This window comes from Methylotuvimicrobium sp. KM1, from assembly GCF_044788715.1.
Taxonomy (GTDB): Bacteria; Pseudomonadota; Gammaproteobacteria; order Methylococcales; family Methylomonadaceae; genus Methylotuvimicrobium.
The window spans coordinates 932,109-953,711 of sequence record NZ_CP173170.1 but is presented as its reverse complement, the minus strand read 5'-3'; the positions used below and the strand labels follow the sequence as shown (position 1 = coordinate 953,711).

Sequence of the window (21,603 nt, the reverse complement as noted above, 5' to 3'; positions counted from 1 at the left end):
CCTCCGTGGGAACCCATACCCGAATTGAATCAATCCTCTTCGCCGGCCCGAACGTCGAACTCCACTTTCCAACGCTTGTCGTCCTGGCGCGAGACCGCATGCAATTCGAGGGTACCGACTTCGGTCACAGCCGAAGTCAGATGCACAGGAACAACCTCCCCGACTCTTCTGCCTTCTTCAGGCAAGGTAATCTCGATTTCATCCAACTCTTCGAGCTCTTCATCGGTCCAATACTCCAGCCGGGTACCGACTTGATCCTCGCGGCGTGTATTCGAGCTGAAAAAACGGAAACGCACCGGTTCGCCGATGACCAATCCGAATTCGTCATCGGGCAGTGCTGCTTCAGTGCCTTCTTCCATGCCGAACGGCGCGATACAAAGCGCTTCGATTTCGGGCGGCATACCGGGCACCGCAGGCATTGCGCTTTCGATACCTACATAATAAGAAGCCGCCGTGCCGCCTTTAATCCGGACGCCTTTACCTTTGCGCACAAAACCGTAATAAGCCGCACCGCGAGCGACCGCCAGATCGAGATCGGCGCCTTCGAGTAAGCGCGCTTCGGGCGCTTGTTCGCCAACCAACCAACTGTTTAGGACTTCCATCAAGCGATCAGCCAGCGGCGCGGCTTTCAAGACGCCGCCATTGAACAACACAGCAGTCGGATGCAAAAACGATGCATGCTCTGGTAGATTGATATCTTTTAAGTCGTCGGTTGCGTTAAGTTGTTTGGCCAAAAACGCCGCCAAATGCCGTGTGATACCGGCATCCTGCGCATAAGGTAAGCCCGCCGTACGCAAACCGCCACGAGGACGGCTGATCGGACGGTCGGCCGCAGAGACTCGCGGAAAGAAACCTTCTACCAACACATTATTGATTTCATCGCGAGTCAATTCGGTACGCAACGAACCCCCGATTAACGACGAACCGCGATTTGGAACGACCAACGGCATCACATCCAACGATGGATCGTTGAAAATCTTTTCTTTCGCTTCGCGGCAGCCATGGGTCAAGGCTTGAATTTGCCAGGATTCCAAACGCTTACCATCCTTTTCGAGCTTGGCTTTGACGGTATAAGCCAAGGCTAGATCCATATTATCGCCACCGAGCAATATATGGTCTCCGACCGCGACTCGCGTGAGTTCTAAATTACCGTCCTGTTCGGTAACCGCGATCAACGATAAGTCGGTCGTACCGCCGCCGATATCGATAACCAATAAAATATCGCCGACTTCGGTTTGCTTTCGCCATTCTCCGTTACTTCTTTCGATCCAGCTATACAATGCCGATTGTGGCTCTTCGAGCAAGAGCGCTTGTTCCAAACCGAGAAAGCGCGCCGCTTCGACAGTCAATTCGCGAGCCGCAGGGTCGAACGACGCCGGCACCGTAATTGTCAAGTCTTGACTTGCCAACGGCGCATCGGGGTGCAGTTGCGCCCAGGCATCGCGTATGTGCTGTAAATAGGCGACGGTCGCTTGAAAAGGCGAAACCCGCTCGACTTCTTCAGGCGCCTCAGCCGGCAAAATTGGTGCCTTACAATCGACTCCGGCATGACACAACCAACTTTTGGCACTAGAAACCAGTCGAATCGGGGCTTTACTCCCTAAACTGCGCGCGATCTCGCCGACTAAAAATTCAGGCTTCGAGGTCCAAGGCAAAGCCGTCGAGCCTTCCGCCAATTCGGAATGATGCGCCTGATATAAAAAAGACGGCAACTGCATCAATTCCTCGACCGCACCCGGCGAAGTTAACTGAGGTATCGCCATGACTTCTTGAGCATGACCATCCTCATCGCTTTGACTTAAATCGACATAAGACAACACGCAATGCGTCGTTCCCAAGTCGATTCCAACCGAAAAACGAGGCCCGGAATGCTCGACCGAGGCTTGCTCGTCATTGCTGTCCTCCAGTGGATTATCTTCGTTTGATTCATTTTGATTCACGTCCGCATTAAGCGCTCCCTCTCCGGGATTTTCCGAGCGTAAATGTCCGAACAAACTTTTCATAATTCTACCTCGGCCGGTGCAATAATCTTGGCATTATGTCCAGCAGTTAATTTAGGCAGGCGAATGTCGGTCACTTGCCAACCTCTATGGATCAATGTTCCGGTAAAGGGCGCTTCGCCGATAATGTTGCCGGTCAGTCTAATCGAAGCAGCATCGAATCCTTTTGGCAAAGACACTTTATTACCCTCTTGACCTTCATGGATGACCACGAGTTTAAAGTGTTCGTTGATCGCCTTATTGCAACCTTCATGAACAACCCTTGCGGCCACACCGATATCGGCATCATTGTAAGCGGTAATATCTTCTTTAATGAAGTCGATGAAGCGTGCTTCTTTTTGTAATAAACTCAACAATTGTAACGCCGCATCCGGCGTCGCTTCTTTTAATACGACCGGCTCCGGTGCCGGCGCTTGAACGACTTTTTCGACTTCGACGATCTTCTCGACGACTTTGACTTCAGGCTCGGGTATCTTGACGGTTTCGGCCAGCGAGGCGGCAGACTCGCGTAAGACTTCCTCAAGCAGTTTTTTTCTACCTCTGGCGATTCCGATCAACATAACTATTAACAACACGATCAGCAAAATCGCTAATAAAGCCACCGTTCCCGCCAAACAAACATGCCATAAATCGAAGGTGGTCGGCTTTAGGGTTAAATCTATCGTATAGGTCGTATTCATAACATCCGTACTGATTTGATTATTGTTGTCCGGCTTTTCGCGCGGATTCGATGAACATCATTTCTCTGAGCACATCGCGCGTGGTTTGAATGCGCATTTGCTTTAAATGCCGGTCGGCAATCACTTCAGGTACTTTTTCCTCGAGATACACATTTCTCATATCGGCCAGAACATTCTCGCATTTCTTAACGATGGCTTCGGTACCTTTTCTGACATCTTGCGGCTTTGCCGAAGTAACTTGTAATTCGTTGGCAATACATTTTTTATAATGATATTGCGACTCTTGAATTTTCTTGATCGTCGCGTCGGACAGCGTGGTGTCATGCCATTCGTTTTTGGCATCGTCCGCTCGAGCGGACAAGGAAATCAAAAAGAACGCTACTATTAAAACCTGTTTCATCGTATTTCCCGTCTCAATTGAATTATTGAAGATTTTACGCGAACAGACGGCAAATGAACAACAAAGCCGGTGTGGGCTTCAAATAACCCAACCATTTTTTTTATCAACCCACCGTAAACACAACCAATACCAAACCGACATCGGTAACATCATCGCCACCCAACTCCAATCATCGATCAAAAATAGAGTTTCGACCCACTCGTGGCCTTGAAAGAGAGTTACCCAGGGTATGCAGTAAACAGTAAACAACAGCGAGCTCCAGAGTAAAATCAAAGCTCCTCGACGTGTTTCTATACTTGAAAAGGCCAAAAATACCCAAAGAGGCGTTTCATCGGTTTTTTGCATGATTAATCATCCTATCATTTGTGTTGTTGTGTAAAGTTATACCCATCGTAGATGCAAATTCGGCCCCGGTTGCCCGTCAAAGGACGCCGTGAATCCGTCCGATTAGGCAATAATTTTTAGCTCCGGATTTGCATTTTTATCAATTTGAACTATACAAGCAATTAATTTTAACTTATTTCAAATCAAAGGAACCACATGGCAACCGAAAGACGCACGCATCGCCGAATCAAACCTAAAGGATTGAGCGCAGGAGTCATGGTAAATGACGGAGTCGACCTGGAATTTCCGTTAAGCGCCGACATTATCGATATTAGCCGAAGCGGGATAAGAATCAAACTTACAAAACCACTAGCACCTGATGTCAGCGAAAAAATAAAAATCACCATGCATCTCCCCGAATCGGGTGAACCGTTCACCGTTCACGGTATGTTAAAACATCAATTCAGCAATAATGAATGCGGGCTCCAATACACGGATCATTGCGAAGAGTCGGTCGACAACTTGTTGTTTGAATGTATAAAACTCAATGAATTAACTTTGCTGATCAAGACATCTTAGGACAAGTTCAAAATTAACTTCCACAAATTGCCCCATCGTTCTGCGGGAACGAATTGACTTGAGGGTGCGCACCGGGAAGATATTCTTTGACCACGTTGTAACAGTGCATGAGCGCGCGAAATGTAATCGATTACGGTAGAATAATCTTTTTTCCTAAAATACCCCATGGACGCAACCCCTACATTGAAGCGCATCGCCATCACCCCCGGCGAACCGGCCGGTATCGGCCCCGACCTTTGTATCATGCTGGCACAACAAAGCCATGCCTGCGAACTCGTTGCGATCGCCGACCCCGATTTGCTGATGCAACGCGCTGAATCGCTGGGTTTTAAACTCAAGATCAAGTCATTCGACCCGTCATCGGAACTCGTCGAACAAAGGGCAGGTTCTATCAGCGTCTTGCCGGTTAAAATGAGTGCCCCGGCGCAATGCGGCCAACTCAACATGGAAAATAGCCGTTATGTCCTCAAAACAATCACGCGCGCGGCAAAAGGCTGCCTAGACGGGTTGTTTGACGCCATGGTGACTGGACCGGTACATAAAGGCGTCATCAACGATGCCGGCATTGCTTTCAGCGGCCATACCGAATATATTGCAGGCATTACCGGCGGCCATCCGGTCATGATGCTGGCGACACCGGGACTCCGAGTCGCACTGGTTACGACCCATCTCCCGCTTGCCGATGTCGCCGCCGCGATTACGCATAACCGGCTAAGAAGCGTTTTGCGCATCCTGGCCCAAGATCTGCAGACGCGCTTCAATCTGGCTAACCCGAAGATACTAGTCTGCGGCTTAAACCCCCATGCCGGCGAAAACGGCCATTTGGGACTGGAAGAGAAAGAGATCATAGAACCGGTATTGGAAAATCTACGCGAACAAGGTCTCGACCTAATTGGCCCATTGCCGGCCGATACGTTGTTTACGCCAAAATATCTCGATACGGCCGATGCAGTACTGGCGATGTATCACGATCAGGGTTTGCCGGTGTTGAAATATAAAGGCTTCGGCAACGCCGTAAACATCACATTGGGCTTACCGATTGTACGCACCTCGGTCGACCACGGCACCGCGCTCGATCTGGCAGGGACAGGTTCTATCGACACGGGCAGCATCGAATATGCCTTGGCAACGGCACTGGCAATGTCCTCATCTTCCCCAAACCGCACTACCCATGACGCATAAAGCCCGCAAACGTTTCGGCCAGAATTTTTTAACCGATTATTCGATCATCGAAGAGATTCTTGGCAATATACAGGTCCGTCCGGGCGAACACTGGGTTGAGATCGGCCCCGGGCAAGGTGCGTTGACGGCGCCATTATTGAATCATGCCATCCGGCTCGATATCGTTGAACTGGACCGCGACCTAGTGAGTCTGTTGAAAAAGAAATTCGGCGACAACGAACGCTTAACGATTCATAGCGCCGATGCATTGAGTTTCAATTTCCAAGCGCTGGCAACGGACGGCAAACCGCTTAGAGTTATCGGTAACCTCCCCTACAATATTTCCACGCCATTGTTGTTTCATTTATTGGAAAGCACATCCTGCATCGCCGATATGCATTTCATGCTGCAGAAAGAAGTCGTGGATCGGATTTGTGCCGAGCCCGGCAGCAAAAAATACGGGCGCCTGAGCGTAATGACGCACTATTATTGTGCGGCGGAACATTTATTCGACGTCCCGCCGGAAAGTTTCGACCCCGCGCCGCAAGTAACCTCATCGATTATCCGTCTGATTCCTCATAAAAAGCCCCCGGTTTCGGTCAATTCGGTCGAAGACTTGAATCAAGTTGTCGTTCATGCCTTCTCTCAACGCCGTAAAACGATTCGCAACTCATTAAGGAATCTGCTTGACGAACAACAAATAGCAGAACTCGGCATCGACCCGAGCGTGCGCGCCGAAACTTTGTCGCTTGAAGACTTCGCGGCATTGAGCCGCTACCTAATAAAAGACAACAAATAAACTGCGACAATCCGCCACGCGACAATTTGCCACATTTTCAAAGCCGGATATCTTGCATAAACTATGCACAACTCTTGAGATGCAAACTTTCAAATACTGCTATTTTTTTAAGAGCTTATATCCTTCTAATATCCTTTATGCGGCTTTTTAGCCGCATTTTTTTTGCCCGAGACTTTTTCGAATGACAGTGTGCGCAGTTTACAGCTCAAACAAGCCTAAATGGGTCCACTTCCGGAACATCGATCGGTACCGATTCGACCTTCCAAATATCGCGGCAATATTCGGCAATCGTTCGATCCGATGAAAACTTACCGGATCTCGCCGTATTCAGTACCGACATCCGATTCCAACGCGTTCTGTCGCGATACACCGTATCAATAGAATCCTGACACTCCCGATACGCATTGAAGTCGGCCAACACCAAATAAGGATCGCTGTAGATCAGATTATCGGTCAAATCACGGAACAAACCGGTATCGCCGTGCGAAAAAAAACCGTTTCGAATCAGATCGATGGCATCTTTCAAAATCGCATCTTGCTGATACGCGTCATTCGGAGCATAACCCCGCTCATAAGTTAAGCGCACCTCTTCTGCTGTCATGCCGAATAAAAAGAAATTCTCTTCACCGACTTCCTCGCGAATTTCGATATTCGCACCATCCAACGTTCCGATAGTTAATGCTCCATTCATCGCAAACTTCATGTTGCCGGTTCCGGAAGCTTCTTTTCCGGCCGTGGAAATTTGCTCCGACACCTCGGTTGCGGCATAAATCTGCTGACCGTTCGTGACATTAAAATTCGGCAAAAACACAACCTTGAGACGGTCTTTCGTCACCGGGTCGTGATTGACGACGCGCCCCACTTCATTGATCAGCTTAATAATAAGCTTGGCCAAATGGTAACCGGGCGCGGCCTTGCCGGCGAATATGAAGGTGCGCGGATGAATATCGAAATGCGGATCGGTTTTCAGCTTCCGGTAAAGAGCAATCACATAAAGAATATTCAAATGCTGTCTTTTGTATTCATGAATGCGCTTGGCCTGCACATCGAAAATCGATTCCGGATCGACGCTGACACCAGTGCGCTTATAGAGATTCAGCGCGAAATCATGTTTATTGAGCCGCTTGGCATCTTCCCAACGATTTAAAAATACCGCATCGTCCGAAAAGCGTTGAAGATCTTGCAGTTTTCCCAAATTTCTCACCCAAGTATCTCCGATCGCTTCGCTAATGACCTTGCTGAGCCTCGGATTACATAATGCCAACCAACGCCTTGGCGTCACACCGTTGGTTTTATTGCTGAACTTATCAGGCCAAAGACTATAAAAATCCTTCAACACATCGCGTTTGAGCAGTTCGGTATGCAATGCGGCGACACCATTGATCGCATGACTGCCGGCACAAGCCAGGTGCGCCATGCGCACCATTCTTGCCCCATTTTCGTCTATCATCGACATGCGGATGACTTTGGCAGTATCACCGAGACAATGCGCCCTGACTTGTTCGAGAAAGCGGCTATTGATCTCATAGATGATCTCCATCAATCTCGGCAGCAAGCTTTCCATCAATTCCACCGGCCAACATTCCAACGCCTCCGGCAACAGCGTGTGATTGGTATAGGCGAAAGTCCGTCTCGTCACGTTCCAAGCCGTATCCCAAGGCATGTCGTGCTCATCGACCAACAATCGCATCAACTCGGCTATCGCAATGGCGGGGTGAGTATCGTTCAACTGAACGGCAAACTTTTCATGAAATTGCTCCAAGCGGATGCGCTGGGTCTTCATGATGCGCAGCATGTCTTGCAATGAGCACGAAACGAAGAAATATTGCTGCTCCAAACGCAACTGCTTGCCCTGCAATGGTCCATCGTTCGGATACAAAATCTTAGTTAGGTTTTCCGAAGAGACTTTTTCTTCAACCGCGCCGTAATAATCGCCTTGATTGAAACGCCCGAAATTGAACGACTCCGGCGCAACAGCTTGCCACAAACGCAAGGTATTCGCGGTATTGTTGCGGTACCCCAAAATCGGCGTGTCGTAAGGCACACCCTTAACCGACCAACCGGGAATCCAATTGACGCGCGCTTCTCCATTTTCGGCGACAAAGCGTTCGGTATGACCGCCCAATTTGATTTCGACGGCCCACTCCGGCCGAACGATCTCCCAGGGATTGCCGCGAAACAACCATTTATCGGTCTTTTCCACCTGCCAACCGTCGAAAATGACCTGCTCGAAAATACCGAATTCATAACGGATTCCATAACCGACCGAAGGAATGTTCATCGTCGCCATCGAATCGAGAAAACAGGCCGCCAAACGTCCCAATCCGCCGTTCCCCAAACCCGGCTCCGGCTCTTCCCTTAGTAAATCGTCCAATTTCAGCCCCAATTCCGCCATGGCCTGAGTGACCAGTTCGGCCATGCCCAGATTCAACAAATTCGATGCCAGATGCGGCCCCATCAAAAACTCGGCCGACAAATACGCCACGGTGCGCGATTTTTTTTCGACATATTCGGTCGCCGTACCGACCCAGCGAGCCATCAACATATCCCGCACGGTATAGGACAAGGCCATGTAATAGTCAAAGGTGCTGGCCAATGCAGGAAATTTGCCTTGCACATTAGCTAAATTGCGAAAGAAATTTCGTTTAATGTCGTCGGTGGTCACTGGGTAATGATTTTGTTTCATAGTTGTCGTTCTCGTATAGGGTGAACAGTCTATTGAATTAAAATGCAATACTAATGCCATGACAGGACTATACCGATTGTTAATCAGAATTCGACTCCGGGATGCCGAAACTTGAGTCGTTAAGAGTATAATCATGCTGCAATAGGTAAGAAATAACTTGAACACTCATACACGGAGGGCGAGTGTCACTTGTTCAAATTATTTCGCGCATGTTACATTCAAAGCCAGGTTGACTAAGGAAACTTCCGTTATGACAGCAATGTCGAAAACTCCTCTTTATATCCCTTATGCAGGCCCCGCTTTACTGGAAATGCCTTTACTGAATAAAGGCTGTGCGTTCAGTAAAGAAGAACGGCAAACATTTAATTTAACCGGATTGCTCCCGCCTCGATACGAAACGATTGAAGAGCAAGTCCAACGCGCTTATCTCCAGTATTCGAGCTTTAAAAACGCAATCAACAAACATATTTATTTGCGTTCGATACAAGACAATAACGAAACGCTTTTTTATCGACTCCTGCAGGATCATCTGCCGGAGATGTTGCCTATTATTTATACGCCGACCGTCGGCGATGCCTGCGAGCAATTTTCGGATATTTATCGTAGCAGCCGAGGCTTGTTTATTTCTTACGTGGAGCGTCAACAAATAGACGACATTTTGCGTAATACCACCAAACGCAATGTCAAAATTATTGTCGTCACCGATGGCGAAAGAGTCTTAGGTCTGGGCGATCAAGGAATCGGCGGCATGGGCATTTCGATCGGCAAATTGTCGCTCTATACGGCTTGCGGCGGAATCAGCCCGGCATATACCTTACCGGTAGTACTCGATGTCGGCACCAATAACGAAAAACTATTACAAGACCCGATGTATATGGGCGAGCGTCATAGAAGAATTCCTCAAGCAGAATACGACGCTTTCATCGACCTTTTTTTACAAGCCGTCAAGCACCGCTGGCCGGATGTTATCGTGCAATTCGAAGACTTCGCGCAACCGAATGCGATGCCGATATTGCAACGCTACCGAGACCAACTGTGCTGCTTCAATGACGACATTCAAGGCACTGCCGCGGTCACGGTCGGTACGCTGTTGGCTGCTTGCCGAGTTAAAAACCGGAAGTTGTCCGAGCAACGCGTGGTCTTTGTCGGAGCCGGTTCGGCCGGTTGCGGCATTGCCGAGCAGGTGATCGCGCAAATGCGGACCGAGGGACTGTCCGACCGCGAAGCCCGTCATCGCGTTTACATGGTCGACCGTTTCGGTTTGCTCACCAAAAGCATGACAGGACTTAGGGACTTTCAACAAAAACTGGTTCACGAACCAAACCGACTAGAGGATTGGTCAATCGAAAGCGACTATCCGTCATTGCTTGAGGTTATTCAATGCGCCAAACCGACCGTTTTGATCGGCGTTTCCGGCCAGCACGGCATTTTTACCGAAACCGTGATTCGGACTATGATTCAAGGTTGCGATTGGCCGATTATTTTTCCGCTCAGCAACCCGCCACGCCAAGTGGAGGCTACGCCCGAACAAATTATCGAGTGGACCGAAGGACGGGTTTTATTAGCTGCGGGCAGCCCCTTTCCACCCGTCGAATACGGCGGTAAGCGCTATGATGTCACGCAGTGCAACAATAGTTATATTTTTCCGGGAATCGGCCTCGGTGTTATTGCTGTGCAAGCCAGACGAATATCAGACGAAATGTTGATCGCCGCCAGCGAAACTCTGGCCGCAGCATCGCCCTTGGCCAACACCGGACAAGGCGAATTATTGCCGCCATTGACGGAATTACCGGAACTGAGCAAATGCATCGCTTTCGCGGTAGGCAAAGTCGCGCTTAATCAAAACTTGGCGCTTGAAATTAGCGATGAGCAATTACTCGAACGCATCGAAGAAAATTTCTGGCAACCGGTCTATCGGCACTATAAGCGGATTTGTTTTTAATTCCGCATAGCATCCGATAAATGCGTAAAAAAATAAGGCTCTGTATGCGGTAATAGTTGAAAACACCCACCACTACCGGAAGTACTTAAAAATTCAAAGTGAATTATAGGGTACGCTGCGCGTACCCTACAGTATTCAAGTTTCGAGATTAATGTAGTATTAATTTCAACTATCAACGCGAACATAGCCAAAAATAAACTACGGTTTGCTCTTTGATCAATGAAAGATGTTACTCCAATAGGGATTGCCGGAATTCAGTAACCCTGGATAATGACTTACCATAAGGCTTAACGCCATAACTGTTCCGTTTAATCGCTATTAATTTCTTCGGCACCTGATTGCCAACGATCAGCCGGTTTATCAAGATTATTCTGCTCGATATATTCATTATATTTTCGGTGCCGCTCGCGTTTTTGTTCGAAATCTTCGTATCGGTTCATTGGACGTTTCGCATTATCCTTACTCCTACGATAGACTCGACGCTCGGGAAGCGCGGCATCGTCGAGATAGCGCCGCCGCATATTTTCGAAGCGCTCTTGTTTAGTCTTCTTCTGCTCCTGATCTTGTTCATTTCGCCGGTTCGTTTCGCCTACCTGTCTAGATCTGCTTTCCACAGGGGAGGATTCTGGCTGTCTAGCGATAGCCAGACCCGACTGAAAAATCGAAAACAAAATAGTTAACAATAAAAGATAATGTCTATTAAGCACCCCAGCCTCCCGGGAATCATTGAGTTTGATTTATAAAGAGCCGAGATAAGCAGCCAAGACCTCGATATCTTCTTCGCTTAAATTTTTTGCGATAGCATTCATCGGACTGCCTTTACGCGTGCCGGACTTGAATGCTTTCAATTGTTTGGCTAGGTAATCAGGGTGTTGCCCAGCCAACCTTGGAAATTGCATTCTCCCTTCTGCGCCTTTGCCATGGCAGCCTAGACACATCGCCGATTGTTTCTCGCCTAACTCGGCTAATTTTGGATCGACAACAGCACTTCTAGGTTGTTGGCTTGAAAAATAAGCCGCAAGATCGGCCATGTCTTCATCGCTAAGCCCCTGGGCCATATTCTTCATTATGGGGCCTTCGCGCGAACCGCTCTTGAAGGCTTTGAGCTGTTTCACGATATACTCGGGCCGTTGGCCGGCCAGTATAGGAAATTGAGCATCGACACTGATACCGTTCAGGCCATGACAATTAGTACACGCTGACGCCTTATTCTCGCCTGCCTTTGCATCGGCGGCGATTGCGTTAGTATCGAAAACCAAAGAGCCGAATAAACAAACGGATGACAGCATGATCGAATTGTAAAAATTACTTTTTTTCATCGTTTCCTCCTAATTGCATCGGTAGGGTAAACATGATCGAATTTTTGAGTTAGAAAAATTCCGAATCAGTGTTGGTCACTATAACGCTTCATCGGCACTACTGTCAGTAACTTGTTATTTTTATGACTCATCAAGTATTAAAATCACTACCTATCCCCATGATCGGCGTAAGCGGCATCGCTTTCAACCGCCATCGAGAAGTTTTGTTAATCCGACGAAATCAAGCTCCTGCACAAGGCCTTTGGTCGATTCCCGGCGGCAAGTTGGAACCGGGCGAAACACTGATCGACGCTTGCCGACGCGAAATCGAGGAGGAAACCGGACTTAAAAATACCCGAGTACTCAGCCTCGTAGCACTTGTCGAACGCAATATCGAAAATTTTCATTATGTCATTGCCGATTTTTTAGTCGAGATTCTCGACGGAGAAAGCCGGACTCCCATCGCTAATTCCGACGTCTCTGAAGCTTGCTGGGTTGCATTGGATCGACTCGATCATTACGAACTGGTACCCGGTCTAAAAGACATCATCGAAAACACCCACCGTCTTTGGTTAAGCGGCGCCTTACCGGGTTTGATCGACCCAAACGGAAAAACCGGTGATTTTATCTGTACGTAAGCGATCTTTTGCCGATCGAAACAATGTTATCTCTGGACTTGATATTAACCTAACGATCATGAAGGTCTGGCCATCGCCTCGGCAAATGAAAGTGCGAGACGTGGCGGAGGGTCTACAACATTTTCAACGGCTTGGTAAAGCCTCAACCGCTCTTTTTACTCCCTTTATACTCAAAAAATGGTTAACTTTATGAAGGTATGGGGTGTGGCTAGCGAGGATGTCGGCAGCAGGGAACGCTGCCATCAAGCCCCCATGGACGGGTTCACGGCGGTCCTCGATAAACATATCCCATGCCTTTTTATTCCTAGACGGTTTTTCAATCAAAAGGGAGTAGAATTAAAGTTTCATGCTCTAAATGACCTCTGCTTTGCGCTTTATGTGCTTTAGGTTACGCTTCAGGAAGAGTAAAATCATAAGCTTGAGCCAAATCTCCTCAGAGGGGCACGGAAGTACCGAGCGTGATAGAAAGAAAAGCCAAAGCGAAGGCGGCGTAACCGACACGATGCACAGCTTCCTGCAAACCAATGCACTGGCTACCACCCTTACCGCCCTCGCAAGGTTTGCTAAAAAAACCGAAAAATACTTGAACACCATGAAAAATGAATTGATCGATTAGCTTGTATAACGCGAATACGAAATCATCGATGATATCAAAACCCAATTTAAGTAAGCAGCACTGTGCCAATCCCGCACTATTTGAACGCTCCAAATTATATTCATTTGTATGACGGCTATAATCCGGCGCAAGGAGTCCGTGCCTGATAAAATTCGGCATATACAACTTTATTTAGAGGAACGCGAATGGATAGTCTGCAATCGGATACCCAGATCGACACGGCATTGTCTTCGCGGACTACAGAAAACGCTCCGCTTGAGCCTTATCTTGTAATACTTTCAGGCAAACACATCGGTAAACAATTTAAGCTTACCCGTCAAAAAAACGTATTCGGACGAGGCCACGATGCGGATATTATCATCGCTGACCCCAAAATATCCCGACGTCATGGCGGCTTTATCGTCAAAGCCGGCGTCGTTATGGTTGAGGATTACGGCTCGACCAATGGCACCTATATCGATGAAAGGCGAATCGACAAAGAAAAGATTTCCTTACTCTCGCGCATCCGTGCCGGCGGGACTTACATGCGCATTGATTATAAAAAACCAAGCGAAGCTCAGTCTGAACAAGCTTTATACCAGGCTGCCAATACCGATGTTCTGACCCAAATACCCAACCGCCGGGCTTTTGTGATTCGCGGACAAGAAGAGCTGTCTTTTTGTAAGCGCAATCGCACCGCATTAACCGTAGTCATGTGCGATGTCGATCATTTTAAAAAAATCAACGATACATTCGGCCATCCCGCCGGCGACCAGGTTTTGAGGGACCTGGCTGAAATGCTGAATAAGGAAATGCGCACCGAAGACACACTGGCGCGATATGGCGGCGAAGAGTTCATTATGTTGCTGAGGGGTAGCTCGGAAAACCAGGCGTTGGTTTTAGCCGAACGCATCCGTGAAAAAGTAGCACGTAAGGCGTTCGAATATCAGCATCTAAGAATACCGGCAACACTCTCGTTCGGCATTTGCAGTCGCCAAAGCGCTTATATCGACTCGCTCGAATCGATGATCCGGGCCGCAGACCGAGCGCTTTATCAGGCCAAAAAAAACGGCCGTAACCAGGTCGCGATCGATCGAGTTTGAGAAGAATCATCCTACTTCCTTTATACTCAAAAAATGACCTAATTAGCAAGATGCTTCAGCTTGCCGAAGCCAAGTGTCCGAGCAGGGGCTAGTCGTAGTCGCAAAAACTAAAATATGCTGTTACCCAAGCTCCAGCTTGGGTAACCTGTTCAGGAAGCTCTAGCTTCCCGACAATCAAGAAAGATTGAACGAGCGAGCGAGCGAGCCGGGGTTGATTGAGAATGTGCGGAGGTTGTGTCGGTCTCAGGAAGCTGGAGCTTCCGGTGTGTCTTTCCCAAGCTGGAGCTTGGGAAAGAGCGTGATGTGGGGTGGCCGTTTTAGCTTGACGCGCATGGCTTGCGAACCCCGTCCTGCTAAGGATATGCTGATCTTTGGGCTTTAGCTGAAGAAACTTGCTAATCAGGAAAAATGGTTGACTTTATGAATAAAAGTCCATGAAATCAGAAATTTAATTATTCTTGCTCTTCATGATTATTTCATAAGATTGAATACTTTTACAGTCTCTTGAGCGTGGAAAACAACGGAACACTCCTCTTTCATCTTTCATCTTTCATCTTTCCTCTTTTCCCTTTCACCTTCTTTAATCCATGCCAAACAGCTAAAATTGAAATATCATTTTTTTATAGCTTCCAAGGCCGCCACCGACAAGCATGCCGCTTTCCGAAACCTTATTCATCATCCTGCTGCTGTTGATACTGGCCTTACTGCTTTCCGGCTTGTGTCGCCATTTGCCGCTCCCTTATACCATCATGCTGGTCGTAACTGGAGTATCGATCAATTTATTGGCCACGGTCACGCCTTTCGCCCCGATTCCAAGCGGCTTTCATCTCAGCGACGAACTGGTTCTATTTATCTTTCATCCGGCGCTCATCTTCTTCTCTGCATTGAGCTTGGATGCGCGCACGCTTATCAAGGACTTACTTCCGATTTTAGTCATGGCCATACCGGGCATGCTTATCTCTGCGTTGTTGGTCGCGACAGGCCTCAATACTTTCTTTTATCTCGACTTCATATTGGCCTTCTTGTTCGGCTCGATTATTTCTGCTACCGATCCTGTTGCGGTTATTGCACTGTTCAAGGAGCTGGGCGTCTCGAAACGCCTTACTGTCCTGGTCGAAGGCGAATCGTTATTCAATGACGCGACCGCGATCGTACTTTTCAACATTGTGCTTGGCGCCGTGATTCACGGCGAATCGGCGCTGATGGACGCGCCGACGATGATTTATTATTTCACTGAACACTTCCTGCTCGGCGCGCTGATAGGGACATTGATCGGCTTGGTCATCAGCGAAATGATGGTCAGGATGTATCACGGTCAACAGAGTTTCGTCGTAGTCGCATCGATCGTCGCGGCCTACTTGAGTTTCATCGTCGCGGAACATAACTTCCATGCCTCGGGCATCATGTCGGTACTGGCAACCGCACTTTGCATCAAAGGTGTCGCAATGCCTCGGCTTTCCGGAGAATCGACCCACCATATCGAAGCCGGTTGGGATTCCATCGCGCTGGTTTTGAATTCGTTATTATTTTTATTGATCGGCTTGACCGTCGATATCCTTGCATTTGCGATACATTGGCAACAATTGATCTGGGTACTCCTGGCGATATTCGCGGCGCGCATGATTAGCGTCTATGGTTTAATACCAATGACTACGAGCCTATTCAGCTTACCGGCAATCAACCTGAATAGCCGCCATATGATGTGGTGGGGTTGCTCAAAGGGAACCATCGCCATCGCGATGGCGCTTGCGATTCCCGATACTGTCGTCGATAAAGGTCTACTCTTAGAACTGACGCTCGGCATGGTATTGATCAGCTTAGTAATGAGCGGCCCGACGCTCAAACCCCTGATGCGTGCACTCAAAATCGATCGCTTGAACGATGACGAATGGCTCGAATTACAAGAAGGCATGGAGCAAATAACCACATCGGTCAACGACTGCCTACACTCGTTTTCGAGGCTGCATTTGCTCGAGAGCGATATGCAAGATTCGGTGTTGCAATCGCTTAACAGAAAAATCGCACCGACGCATGCGACGCTGACGGAAGCCCAGCAACTCAGACAAATTCATTTACATGCACTTAATGTCGAAGAAAGGGAATTACAACGACTCCATGAAATCGGCTTGGTCAATTATTATACTTATTTGAATTTTAAAGATATTCTCCGCAAAGACAAAGCCAAAAGCATTGACGAGATGATTCGTTTCAATAGAAACCAGGATAACGTGAACCCGTTCTTGCGTTTTGAAATGTCGATAATCAAATTTTTAAGCGAATACGAATGGACGCTCAACTGGTTAATTCGCTATCAAAAAATTCGTTTTGCCAACTTAATACGCCACGATCTGGCCGGGGTTTTGATGGCTCACGAAGCGCTGTTGGCGCTGAAGCAAGTAGAGCCCCATTTTCATAGCGACAAGCTCAATATCATCAGAAAAATTTATCGGCAACGTTTGGAAAGAAGGCAAGGGCGGCTCAAAAAACTGGGTAAGCAATTCCACGACTTTTATTTTCAATTCGAATACCGCCTATTTCAAGAAGTCGCGCTCCGTTACTCGTTGAAGCTGATTACAGAAGACTTTGAGCATGGCAAGTTGTCCGAAAAGATTTATCGGCGCCTGGAAAAACGTCTGGATGAAGCTTTGAAACAATTACCGGACCTAGCGCCGGAGTTGAGCCTTGCCAAACGCGACGATTGGCTGGATAGCGTACCGATTTTTAGCGGCTTGCCTCGCGACGTACTAAAAAAACTCGCGAAAAACGCACATTACGTCAGCTTTCTTCCAAACGATACGATTTTTAATGAAAACGATAGGGGGGATTCGGTCTATATCTTGGTTAACGGCGAAGTCAATGTTTTTCAAAATACTGGCCCCAATCAGCGCGTGCATATCGCCGAACTGCGCAAAGGCAGCTTCATCGGCCGGCACGCCCTTTACGATCGTGCCGTAAGAACCGCGACGGTCAGAGCCAAAACATACGTCACGCTGCTCCGGCTCACGACTCAAGACATCAAGACCTTATCCAAAGCCCTGCCGGAACTTAATCAACGCCTACAAGAAACCGATATCAACCGCTACCCGAACAACACTTAACCCAAACGAAACCGCTAGCCTTGATTACTCTCTTTCATCTTTCCGCTTAAGTATGCATTCCCACGCTGGAGCGGTGGGAACGAGGAAAAAGCATGTAGCCCGTGCAGCGAAGCGGAATACGGGAACGGCATGGCTTCGAACTTCCCGGATTGCGCTACGCTGCTACTTTCACCTTTCACCTTTCACCTTTCACCTTTTTCACCTTTTTCACCTTTCTTAATCTTCTTAACGCGATCAACAGCAATCCGTCCCGCATTAGCCAATTGCTTGCGCAACATACCCCACTTCTCCTTATCCTTGGCTGCTATCAGGCATCGTAAATACTGTGCACGCAGGCTCTCCGGTAATTTCTCGGCAATGCCCGTCCAAACCGCTTCAATGTTGTACACGGAACGCTCTTTTAAACAAACCGGAAGACAATCCTCGAGTGGAATCGATAATGTCTCGCTAATATAGGCCAATGCCTCGCGAATCGATTGCTCCTTGGCATTTTGCGGATGACTTACGTCATAAGGCGGTTGCCATTCGCGTAGCGGACGCAACTGATCGATGTGCGAAACGATCAACAATATCGGCGGCTGCCTTCGCTCTAGGCGTTCGTCGAACCAAGTTCGCATCGCACTCAAAAACTCGGCATCGGCTTCGTGCCCTGCCTGGGTTGCCGAACATACCAATACAATCAAATCGAATTCGCCGAAAGCCTGCTCGGGATTTTCCTCGAACCATCGCTCTTGGTCCCCATAGCCCGGGCTGTCGACGATAACGACATCGCCGGTACCTTCATGCTGCAAGCGGTAAACGGTCAACGCGCCGGTCAACGGCAAAACATCGGTCGGCGCCCTTAATTCGCCGAATAAGGCATTGACCAGACTCGATTTACCGGTTTTAAGCTGGCCGGCAACCAAAATTCGTAGCGGCCGTTTCGTCATCTCCACTGATCCAAGCTTGGGTTCCGATTCGGCAAAATCTATCTGCGGCGGAATCGCTTGCCCGCTATACATCGCGATCGCGTAATAACCGATTTTTTTAATCAATGTTTGCAGCAACCAGCGCTCGATCATGCCTTTCGGGTATGCCGAAGCCTTACCGGCAAAAAATTGACCCAATTCGCGCGGAATTGAAGCAATCGGACTCAATAACAATTTACCGACGCGATAGGCTATGTGTCCGCTTGCCAAACGATCCTTCCAGCGCCAAAGCTCCAGGCCGTTACCGACCGTCAATAAATGACTGAACGGCACCTTTTCGTCGAGCATTTGCCGCATGTCCCGGCACACCTGCTCGGCGATGTAGAGAATGTTCCGCAATGGCACATCGAGTTCGGCCCGGTCGTGTTTCGGTGAATAATGACGGGCGACCTCGACCGTGACGCGTTTGGCCAGTTCCAGTATGCGCAAACTGTCGGTAAACGGATACTCTTTCGGGTCGATTTGTTCGGCCATTTTATCGAGCTTGGCCCAAATCTCGGTCGCGGCCGGCGGCCAAGCATCATCGGGTTTCACGTCAGGCAATACCAGCAGTCCCTGGCGTTTGCGCAAACCTCGAATCATCAGCCAAGCCAACGCATACACAACACAAAACCCGGCAACCGCTTCAGTCAAATAAGCGCTTTGCCAAAGCCAATAAATACCCGCGGCAACGAGCGCCAACCATGGCAGAACCAGCAGAAAAGCCGATATTAACAGCAACACTTTACGCATAATCAACCTTCCCGTTTCATGGTTTCGCGCAACATTTCACGGCCGCGCGCGAATTCGGTCTTGAATACTTCGCGTAAGGATTCCGGAGTCAGCGCTTTGCCCCGTTTGGTTTGCGCGAAATAAAAACACAACGTCTGACCGAGAGCATAGGTCACCGCTGCGGTATAAAGACCCGAAACGCCTAGCGCGACGGTTTGCCCATAAACGGGAATCAATTTCAAAAGCTCGCGTCCGCCCATGCCGGCCATGACGCCAATGCCGATCGCACTGCCGATTTCGCTGAGACTTTGCTTACTCAGCTCCAGCCCATAAACATTGGCGATACTATGAAACAATTTCGCCTGAATCGCGATCACGGTCGCAATACTCGCGGCCGGCACCGGAATGGCGGCGGCGATACCGGCCGATAACGAGTAACTGATAATATGCGGATGCGCCGCACGCCTGTATACATCGCTGATCATGCCGATTTCTTGATGCTGCTCGAGCATGTCGCGCAAACCGAGCGGCAAGGCTTCTTCTAACGCTTGCCATAAAGCCTCGGCACCATAATCAACAGGCTCGAAACCGTCTTCCGGCAAGGTAAAATCTATCGGAACGAACACGGCATCGATACCGGCAAACGTGTCGCGTTGCTTTAATAACGAAGTGCGCAAATCGGGCGGTATCGAACCGGCGATTTTGCCGTCGCTAAACGGGTAAGGGTGAATATGCGGCATCGCGGGATTCGGATAACCTTCATGTAGCGAAGTTTGTGCCACAATGATGGGCCAGCGAGGATGCGCCTGATGAATTTGATTGACTGCGCTGACAACGCTTTGCTGTTGGTGATCCATTGCCTTGACCACGACGATCAGTAAATGAGCCTGACTTGCGCTCCAATGCATATCCTCGGTAGGATCGTAACCAACCTCCGACAAGCCGCGCGTGTCGAGAAATCGAACAAACGCGGTTTCCGGATCGGGAAAATCATAAAGCATGGCCGTGCGCGTACAAGGCCGAAAGCCGTTACCGATTTCGGCGGAAGTCGAGCCGGTCAGCACTCGAATTATCGAGCTTTTGCCGCTTTGCGTCTTGCCTAGCAACCAAATCACCGGCGGCGGCAAACGCTGCCGAATCTCTTGAAGCTTTTCTTGCAGCAAGGCATCGGGAATCTGCGGATCGAAGATTTGTTCGATCCAGTTTTTCCAATTGGCAAAAGGATTAGACAATCCAGGCATCACAACCTCGTCATCGGTGGCGGTCTACCTAGATTAGTGGATTTTTTGGATAATTGGCAAACCCAAATTAACCGTAAAAAAGCTAGGTTAACTATCGGCTTTGTCATCGGACAAATCCGATTCCGGCTCGACCGGACGAATTTGAACTAATGAACCATCATCGGTTGAAAAATATAACAATTCGTCAGGACCTTGCCTAACAGCGCGGACTCGTTTATTTAAGGCGCTTAATAAACGTTCTTCCTTGATCACGTCATGGTTGTCGACAACCATCCGATTTAGATGAGTCAGCACCAACGATCCGGAAAACAAGCTTCCTTGCCAATGTGGAATTTTTTTACCGCTATAAAAGCTAAGCCCGCTCGGTGCGATCGATGGCACCCAATAATGAATCGGCGATTTCATGCCTTTTTTTTCAACGCCCTCGCCGATTGTAGGCCCCCAATATTCTCGCCCATGGCTTACGACCGGCCAACCGTAATTCCGGCCCTTTTTGATAAGATTAATTTCATCGCCGCCGCGCGGGCCATGCTCTTGCGCCCATATCTCTCCGGTCCGCGGATGTATCGTCAAACCTTGGACATTACGATGACCGTAACTCCATATTTCAGGTTTGGCGCCCGGCTCTGTTAGAAAGGGATTGTCGTCCGGAACGCTACCGTCCTGCTTCAGACGTAATATTTTTCCGTAATGAGAAGCCAAATTTTGAGCTTGATCCCTTTCGCCGCGATCGCCGACACTCAAGTATAAATTGCCGGCTCGGCTCATCACGACACGGGAGCCGAAGTGATGATCGCTATTGTTCGGAGGCTCCGCGCTAAACAAAACGGTCAGATTCACCAAGGTGTCGGCATCGAGTTCCGCGCGGGCCAGTCGAGTGGTCATACCGTCGCCGACATCGGCTGAATAAGTTAAATAAACAAGCCGGTTTTCGGAAAATCGGGGATGCAAATAGACGTCCAGCAAACCGCCTTGGTTGCGCGCAGCAACGCCAGGAACACCGCTCACATCGGAGGTATTCATTGTTTTAGGATCGAATATCCTTAATCGTCCTTTCCTTTCGGTAAAGATGATTTTACCGTCGGGCAAAAAATCGAAACTCCAAATGGAATCCTTGCCTTGATATATCGCAACGGCCTCCAATTCGACATCATCGGACTGAAATAAATAAGGTTCCTTGGCGATAGTATCCGAAATGGGTTTACAGGATGCCAGTAAAAAACCTAATGCGATTATCCAACATTTCATCGACGACGCCTCATTATAAACTTCGACCCGCAACATTCTTGAATTTCAGACTTGCTCTCGACTGCCGGCCCTGTTCCTTAACCTAGGATTTGATCATGAATAACTTCCCTATTTTTAATGTAGGGTAAGCTA

Annotated in this window: 18 protein-coding genes; 7 read left to right on the top strand and 11 right to left on the bottom strand. The window is 48.7% G+C overall.

Annotated features, from left to right (window positions below; translation table 11 throughout):
- Positions 1 to 29: 29 nt before the first annotated feature.
- The 4 genes from ACINK7_RS04210 to ACINK7_RS04195 all read right to left on the bottom strand — a co-directional run bounded on the left by ACINK7_RS04210 (position 30) and on the right by ACINK7_RS04195 (position 3,425).
- Positions 30 to 2,003, bottom strand: coding sequence for an Hsp70 family protein (locus tag ACINK7_RS04210; protein ID WP_404360046.1), 1,974 nt, complete (start codon positions 2,001 to 2,003; stop codon positions 30 to 32).
- Positions 2,000 to 2,680, bottom strand: coding sequence for a DUF2760 domain-containing protein (locus tag ACINK7_RS04205; protein ID WP_404360045.1), 681 nt, complete (start codon positions 2,678 to 2,680; stop codon positions 2,000 to 2,002). Before ACINK7_RS04205 ends, ACINK7_RS04210 begins: the two co-directional genes overlap by 4 nt.
- 19 nt (positions 2,681 to 2,699) lie before the next feature.
- Entirely contained in the window at positions 2,700 to 3,080 is a 381-nt protein-coding gene (locus tag ACINK7_RS04200; RefSeq protein WP_404360044.1) for a hypothetical protein, read from the bottom strand.
- A gap of 78 nt (positions 3,081 to 3,158) precedes the next feature.
- Positions 3,159 to 3,425 (bottom strand): hypothetical protein, encoded by a 267-nt coding sequence (locus tag ACINK7_RS04195; protein WP_404360043.1) that lies wholly within the window; start codon positions 3,423 to 3,425, stop codon positions 3,159 to 3,161.
- 195 nt (positions 3,426 to 3,620) lie between these two features.
- Here ACINK7_RS04195 and ACINK7_RS04190 point away from each other — a divergent pair, with 195 nt between their 5' ends.
- The 3 genes from ACINK7_RS04190 to rsmA all read left to right on the top strand — a co-directional run bounded on the left by ACINK7_RS04190 (position 3,621) and on the right by rsmA (position 5,943).
- Positions 3,621 to 3,983 (top strand): PilZ domain-containing protein, encoded by a 363-nt coding sequence (locus tag ACINK7_RS04190; protein WP_404360042.1) that lies wholly within the window; start codon positions 3,621 to 3,623, stop codon positions 3,981 to 3,983.
- Positions 3,984 to 4,148: 165 nt separating this feature from the next.
- Positions 4,149 to 5,165 carry a 4-hydroxythreonine-4-phosphate dehydrogenase PdxA gene (pdxA, locus tag ACINK7_RS04185; RefSeq protein ID WP_404360041.1) on the top strand — a complete coding sequence of 339 codons (1,017 nt, stop codon included), beginning with the start codon at positions 4,149 to 4,151 and terminating at the stop codon, positions 5,163 to 5,165.
- On the top strand, positions 5,155 to 5,943 hold the full coding sequence (gene rsmA / locus ACINK7_RS04180) for a 16S rRNA (adenine(1518)-N(6)/adenine(1519)-N(6))-dimethyltransferase RsmA (RefSeq protein ID WP_404360040.1): 789 nt from the start codon (positions 5,155 to 5,157) through the stop codon (positions 5,941 to 5,943). The genes pdxA and rsmA overlap by 11 nt, the downstream gene beginning before the upstream one ends.
- A gap of 205 nt (positions 5,944 to 6,148) precedes the next feature.
- Here rsmA and ACINK7_RS04175 read toward each other — a convergent pair whose 3' ends face one another.
- A complete protein-coding gene (locus ACINK7_RS04175) occupies positions 6,149 to 8,629 on the bottom strand; it encodes a glycogen/starch/alpha-glucan phosphorylase (protein ID WP_404360039.1) in 2,481 nt (826 codons plus the stop codon).
- A gap of 250 nt (positions 8,630 to 8,879) precedes the next feature.
- Here ACINK7_RS04175 and ACINK7_RS04170 point away from each other — a divergent pair, with 250 nt between their 5' ends.
- The gene (locus ACINK7_RS04170) at positions 8,880 to 10,571 is read left to right on the top strand and encodes an NAD-dependent malic enzyme (RefSeq protein ID WP_404360038.1); all 1,692 of its coding nucleotides are present in this window, start codon (positions 8,880 to 8,882) and stop codon (positions 10,569 to 10,571) included.
- 308 nt (positions 10,572 to 10,879) lie between these two features.
- Here ACINK7_RS04170 and ACINK7_RS04165 read toward each other — a convergent pair whose 3' ends face one another.
- Positions 10,880 to 11,278 (bottom strand): hypothetical protein, encoded by a 399-nt coding sequence (locus ACINK7_RS04165; RefSeq protein WP_404360037.1) that lies wholly within the window; start codon positions 11,276 to 11,278, stop codon positions 10,880 to 10,882.
- A gap of 30 nt (positions 11,279 to 11,308) precedes the next feature.
- Positions 11,309 to 11,890: a c-type cytochrome gene (locus tag ACINK7_RS04160; RefSeq protein ID WP_404360036.1), complete on the bottom strand. Its 582-nt coding sequence runs from the start codon at positions 11,888 to 11,890 to the stop codon at positions 11,309 to 11,311.
- A 158-nt stretch (positions 11,891 to 12,048) separates the two neighbouring features.
- Here ACINK7_RS04160 and ACINK7_RS04155 point away from each other — a divergent pair, with 158 nt between their 5' ends.
- Positions 12,049 to 12,507 (top strand): NUDIX hydrolase, encoded by a 459-nt coding sequence (locus ACINK7_RS04155; RefSeq protein ID WP_404360035.1) that lies wholly within the window; start codon positions 12,049 to 12,051, stop codon positions 12,505 to 12,507.
- A 433-nt stretch (positions 12,508 to 12,940) separates the two neighbouring features.
- On the opposite strand, the gene ACINK7_RS04150 is transcribed toward ACINK7_RS04155, so the two are convergent.
- Complete coding sequence (locus ACINK7_RS04150; RefSeq protein ID WP_404360034.1) at positions 12,941 to 13,282, bottom strand: hypothetical protein; 342 nt, start codon at positions 13,280 to 13,282, stop codon at positions 12,941 to 12,943.
- A 26-nt stretch (positions 13,283 to 13,308) separates the two neighbouring features.
- Between ACINK7_RS04150 and ACINK7_RS04145 the strand changes: the two genes are divergently transcribed.
- Both ACINK7_RS04145 and ACINK7_RS04140 read left to right on the top strand, forming a co-directional pair.
- Positions 13,309 to 14,205, top strand: coding sequence for a diguanylate cyclase (locus ACINK7_RS04145; protein ID WP_404360033.1), 897 nt, complete (start codon positions 13,309 to 13,311; stop codon positions 14,203 to 14,205).
- A 650-nt stretch (positions 14,206 to 14,855) separates the two neighbouring features.
- A complete protein-coding gene (locus ACINK7_RS04140) occupies positions 14,856 to 17,303 on the top strand; it encodes a cation:proton antiporter (RefSeq protein WP_404360032.1) in 2,448 nt (815 codons plus the stop codon).
- A 182-nt stretch (positions 17,304 to 17,485) separates the two neighbouring features.
- On the opposite strand, the gene ACINK7_RS04135 is transcribed toward ACINK7_RS04140, so the two are convergent.
- From ACINK7_RS04135 to ACINK7_RS04125, 3 genes are all read right to left on the bottom strand, one after another.
- Positions 17,486 to 19,003, bottom strand: coding sequence for a GTPase family protein (locus ACINK7_RS04135; RefSeq protein ID WP_404360031.1), 1,518 nt, complete (start codon positions 19,001 to 19,003; stop codon positions 17,486 to 17,488).
- A 2-nt stretch (positions 19,004 to 19,005) separates the two neighbouring features.
- Positions 19,006 to 20,223, bottom strand: a complete 1,218-nt coding sequence (locus ACINK7_RS04130) for a GTPase family protein (protein WP_404360030.1) — start codon at positions 20,221 to 20,223, stop codon at positions 19,006 to 19,008.
- A gap of 87 nt (positions 20,224 to 20,310) precedes the next feature.
- Positions 20,311 to 21,471 carry a PQQ-dependent sugar dehydrogenase gene (locus ACINK7_RS04125; RefSeq protein ID WP_404360029.1) on the bottom strand — a complete coding sequence of 387 codons (1,161 nt, stop codon included), beginning with the start codon at positions 21,469 to 21,471 and terminating at the stop codon, positions 20,311 to 20,313.
- Positions 21,472 to 21,603 lie beyond the last annotated feature (132 nt).

Coding starts and splice junctions, on each gene's coding strand:
- ACINK7_RS04210 (WP_404360046.1), bottom strand. CDS start 2,003: ATGAAAAGTTTGTTCGGACATTTACGCTCGGAAAATCCCGGAGAGGGA.
- ACINK7_RS04205 (WP_404360045.1), bottom strand. CDS start 2,680: ATGAATACGACCTATACGATAGATTTAACCCTAAAGCCGACCACCTTC.
- ACINK7_RS04200 (WP_404360044.1), bottom strand. CDS start 3,080: ATGAAACAGGTTTTAATAGTAGCGTTCTTTTTGATTTCCTTGTCCGCT.
- ACINK7_RS04195 (WP_404360043.1), bottom strand. CDS start 3,425: ATGCAAAAAACCGATGAAACGCCTCTTTGGGTATTTTTGGCCTTTTCA.
- ACINK7_RS04190 (WP_404360042.1), top strand. CDS start 3,621: ATGGCAACCGAAAGACGCACGCATCGCCGAATCAAACCTAAAGGATTG.
- pdxA (WP_404360041.1), top strand. CDS start 4,149: ATGGACGCAACCCCTACATTGAAGCGCATCGCCATCACCCCCGGCGAA.
- rsmA (WP_404360040.1), top strand. CDS start 5,155: ATGACGCATAAAGCCCGCAAACGTTTCGGCCAGAATTTTTTAACCGAT.
- ACINK7_RS04175 (WP_404360039.1), bottom strand. CDS start 8,629: ATGAAACAAAATCATTACCCAGTGACCACCGACGACATTAAACGAAAT.
- ACINK7_RS04170 (WP_404360038.1), top strand. CDS start 8,880: ATGACAGCAATGTCGAAAACTCCTCTTTATATCCCTTATGCAGGCCCC.
- ACINK7_RS04160 (WP_404360036.1), bottom strand. CDS start 11,890: ATGAAAAAAAGTAATTTTTACAATTCGATCATGCTGTCATCCGTTTGT.
- ACINK7_RS04155 (WP_404360035.1), top strand. CDS start 12,049: ATGATCGGCGTAAGCGGCATCGCTTTCAACCGCCATCGAGAAGTTTTG.
- ACINK7_RS04150 (WP_404360034.1), bottom strand. CDS start 13,282: ATGCCGAATTTTATCAGGCACGGACTCCTTGCGCCGGATTATAGCCGT.
- ACINK7_RS04145 (WP_404360033.1), top strand. CDS start 13,309: ATGGATAGTCTGCAATCGGATACCCAGATCGACACGGCATTGTCTTCG.
- ACINK7_RS04140 (WP_404360032.1), top strand. CDS start 14,856: ATGCCGCTTTCCGAAACCTTATTCATCATCCTGCTGCTGTTGATACTG.
- ACINK7_RS04135 (WP_404360031.1), bottom strand. CDS start 19,003: ATGCGTAAAGTGTTGCTGTTAATATCGGCTTTTCTGCTGGTTCTGCCA.
- ACINK7_RS04130 (WP_404360030.1), bottom strand. CDS start 20,223: ATGCCTGGATTGTCTAATCCTTTTGCCAATTGGAAAAACTGGATCGAA.
- ACINK7_RS04125 (WP_404360029.1), bottom strand. CDS start 21,471: ATGAAATGTTGGATAATCGCATTAGGTTTTTTACTGGCATCCTGTAAA.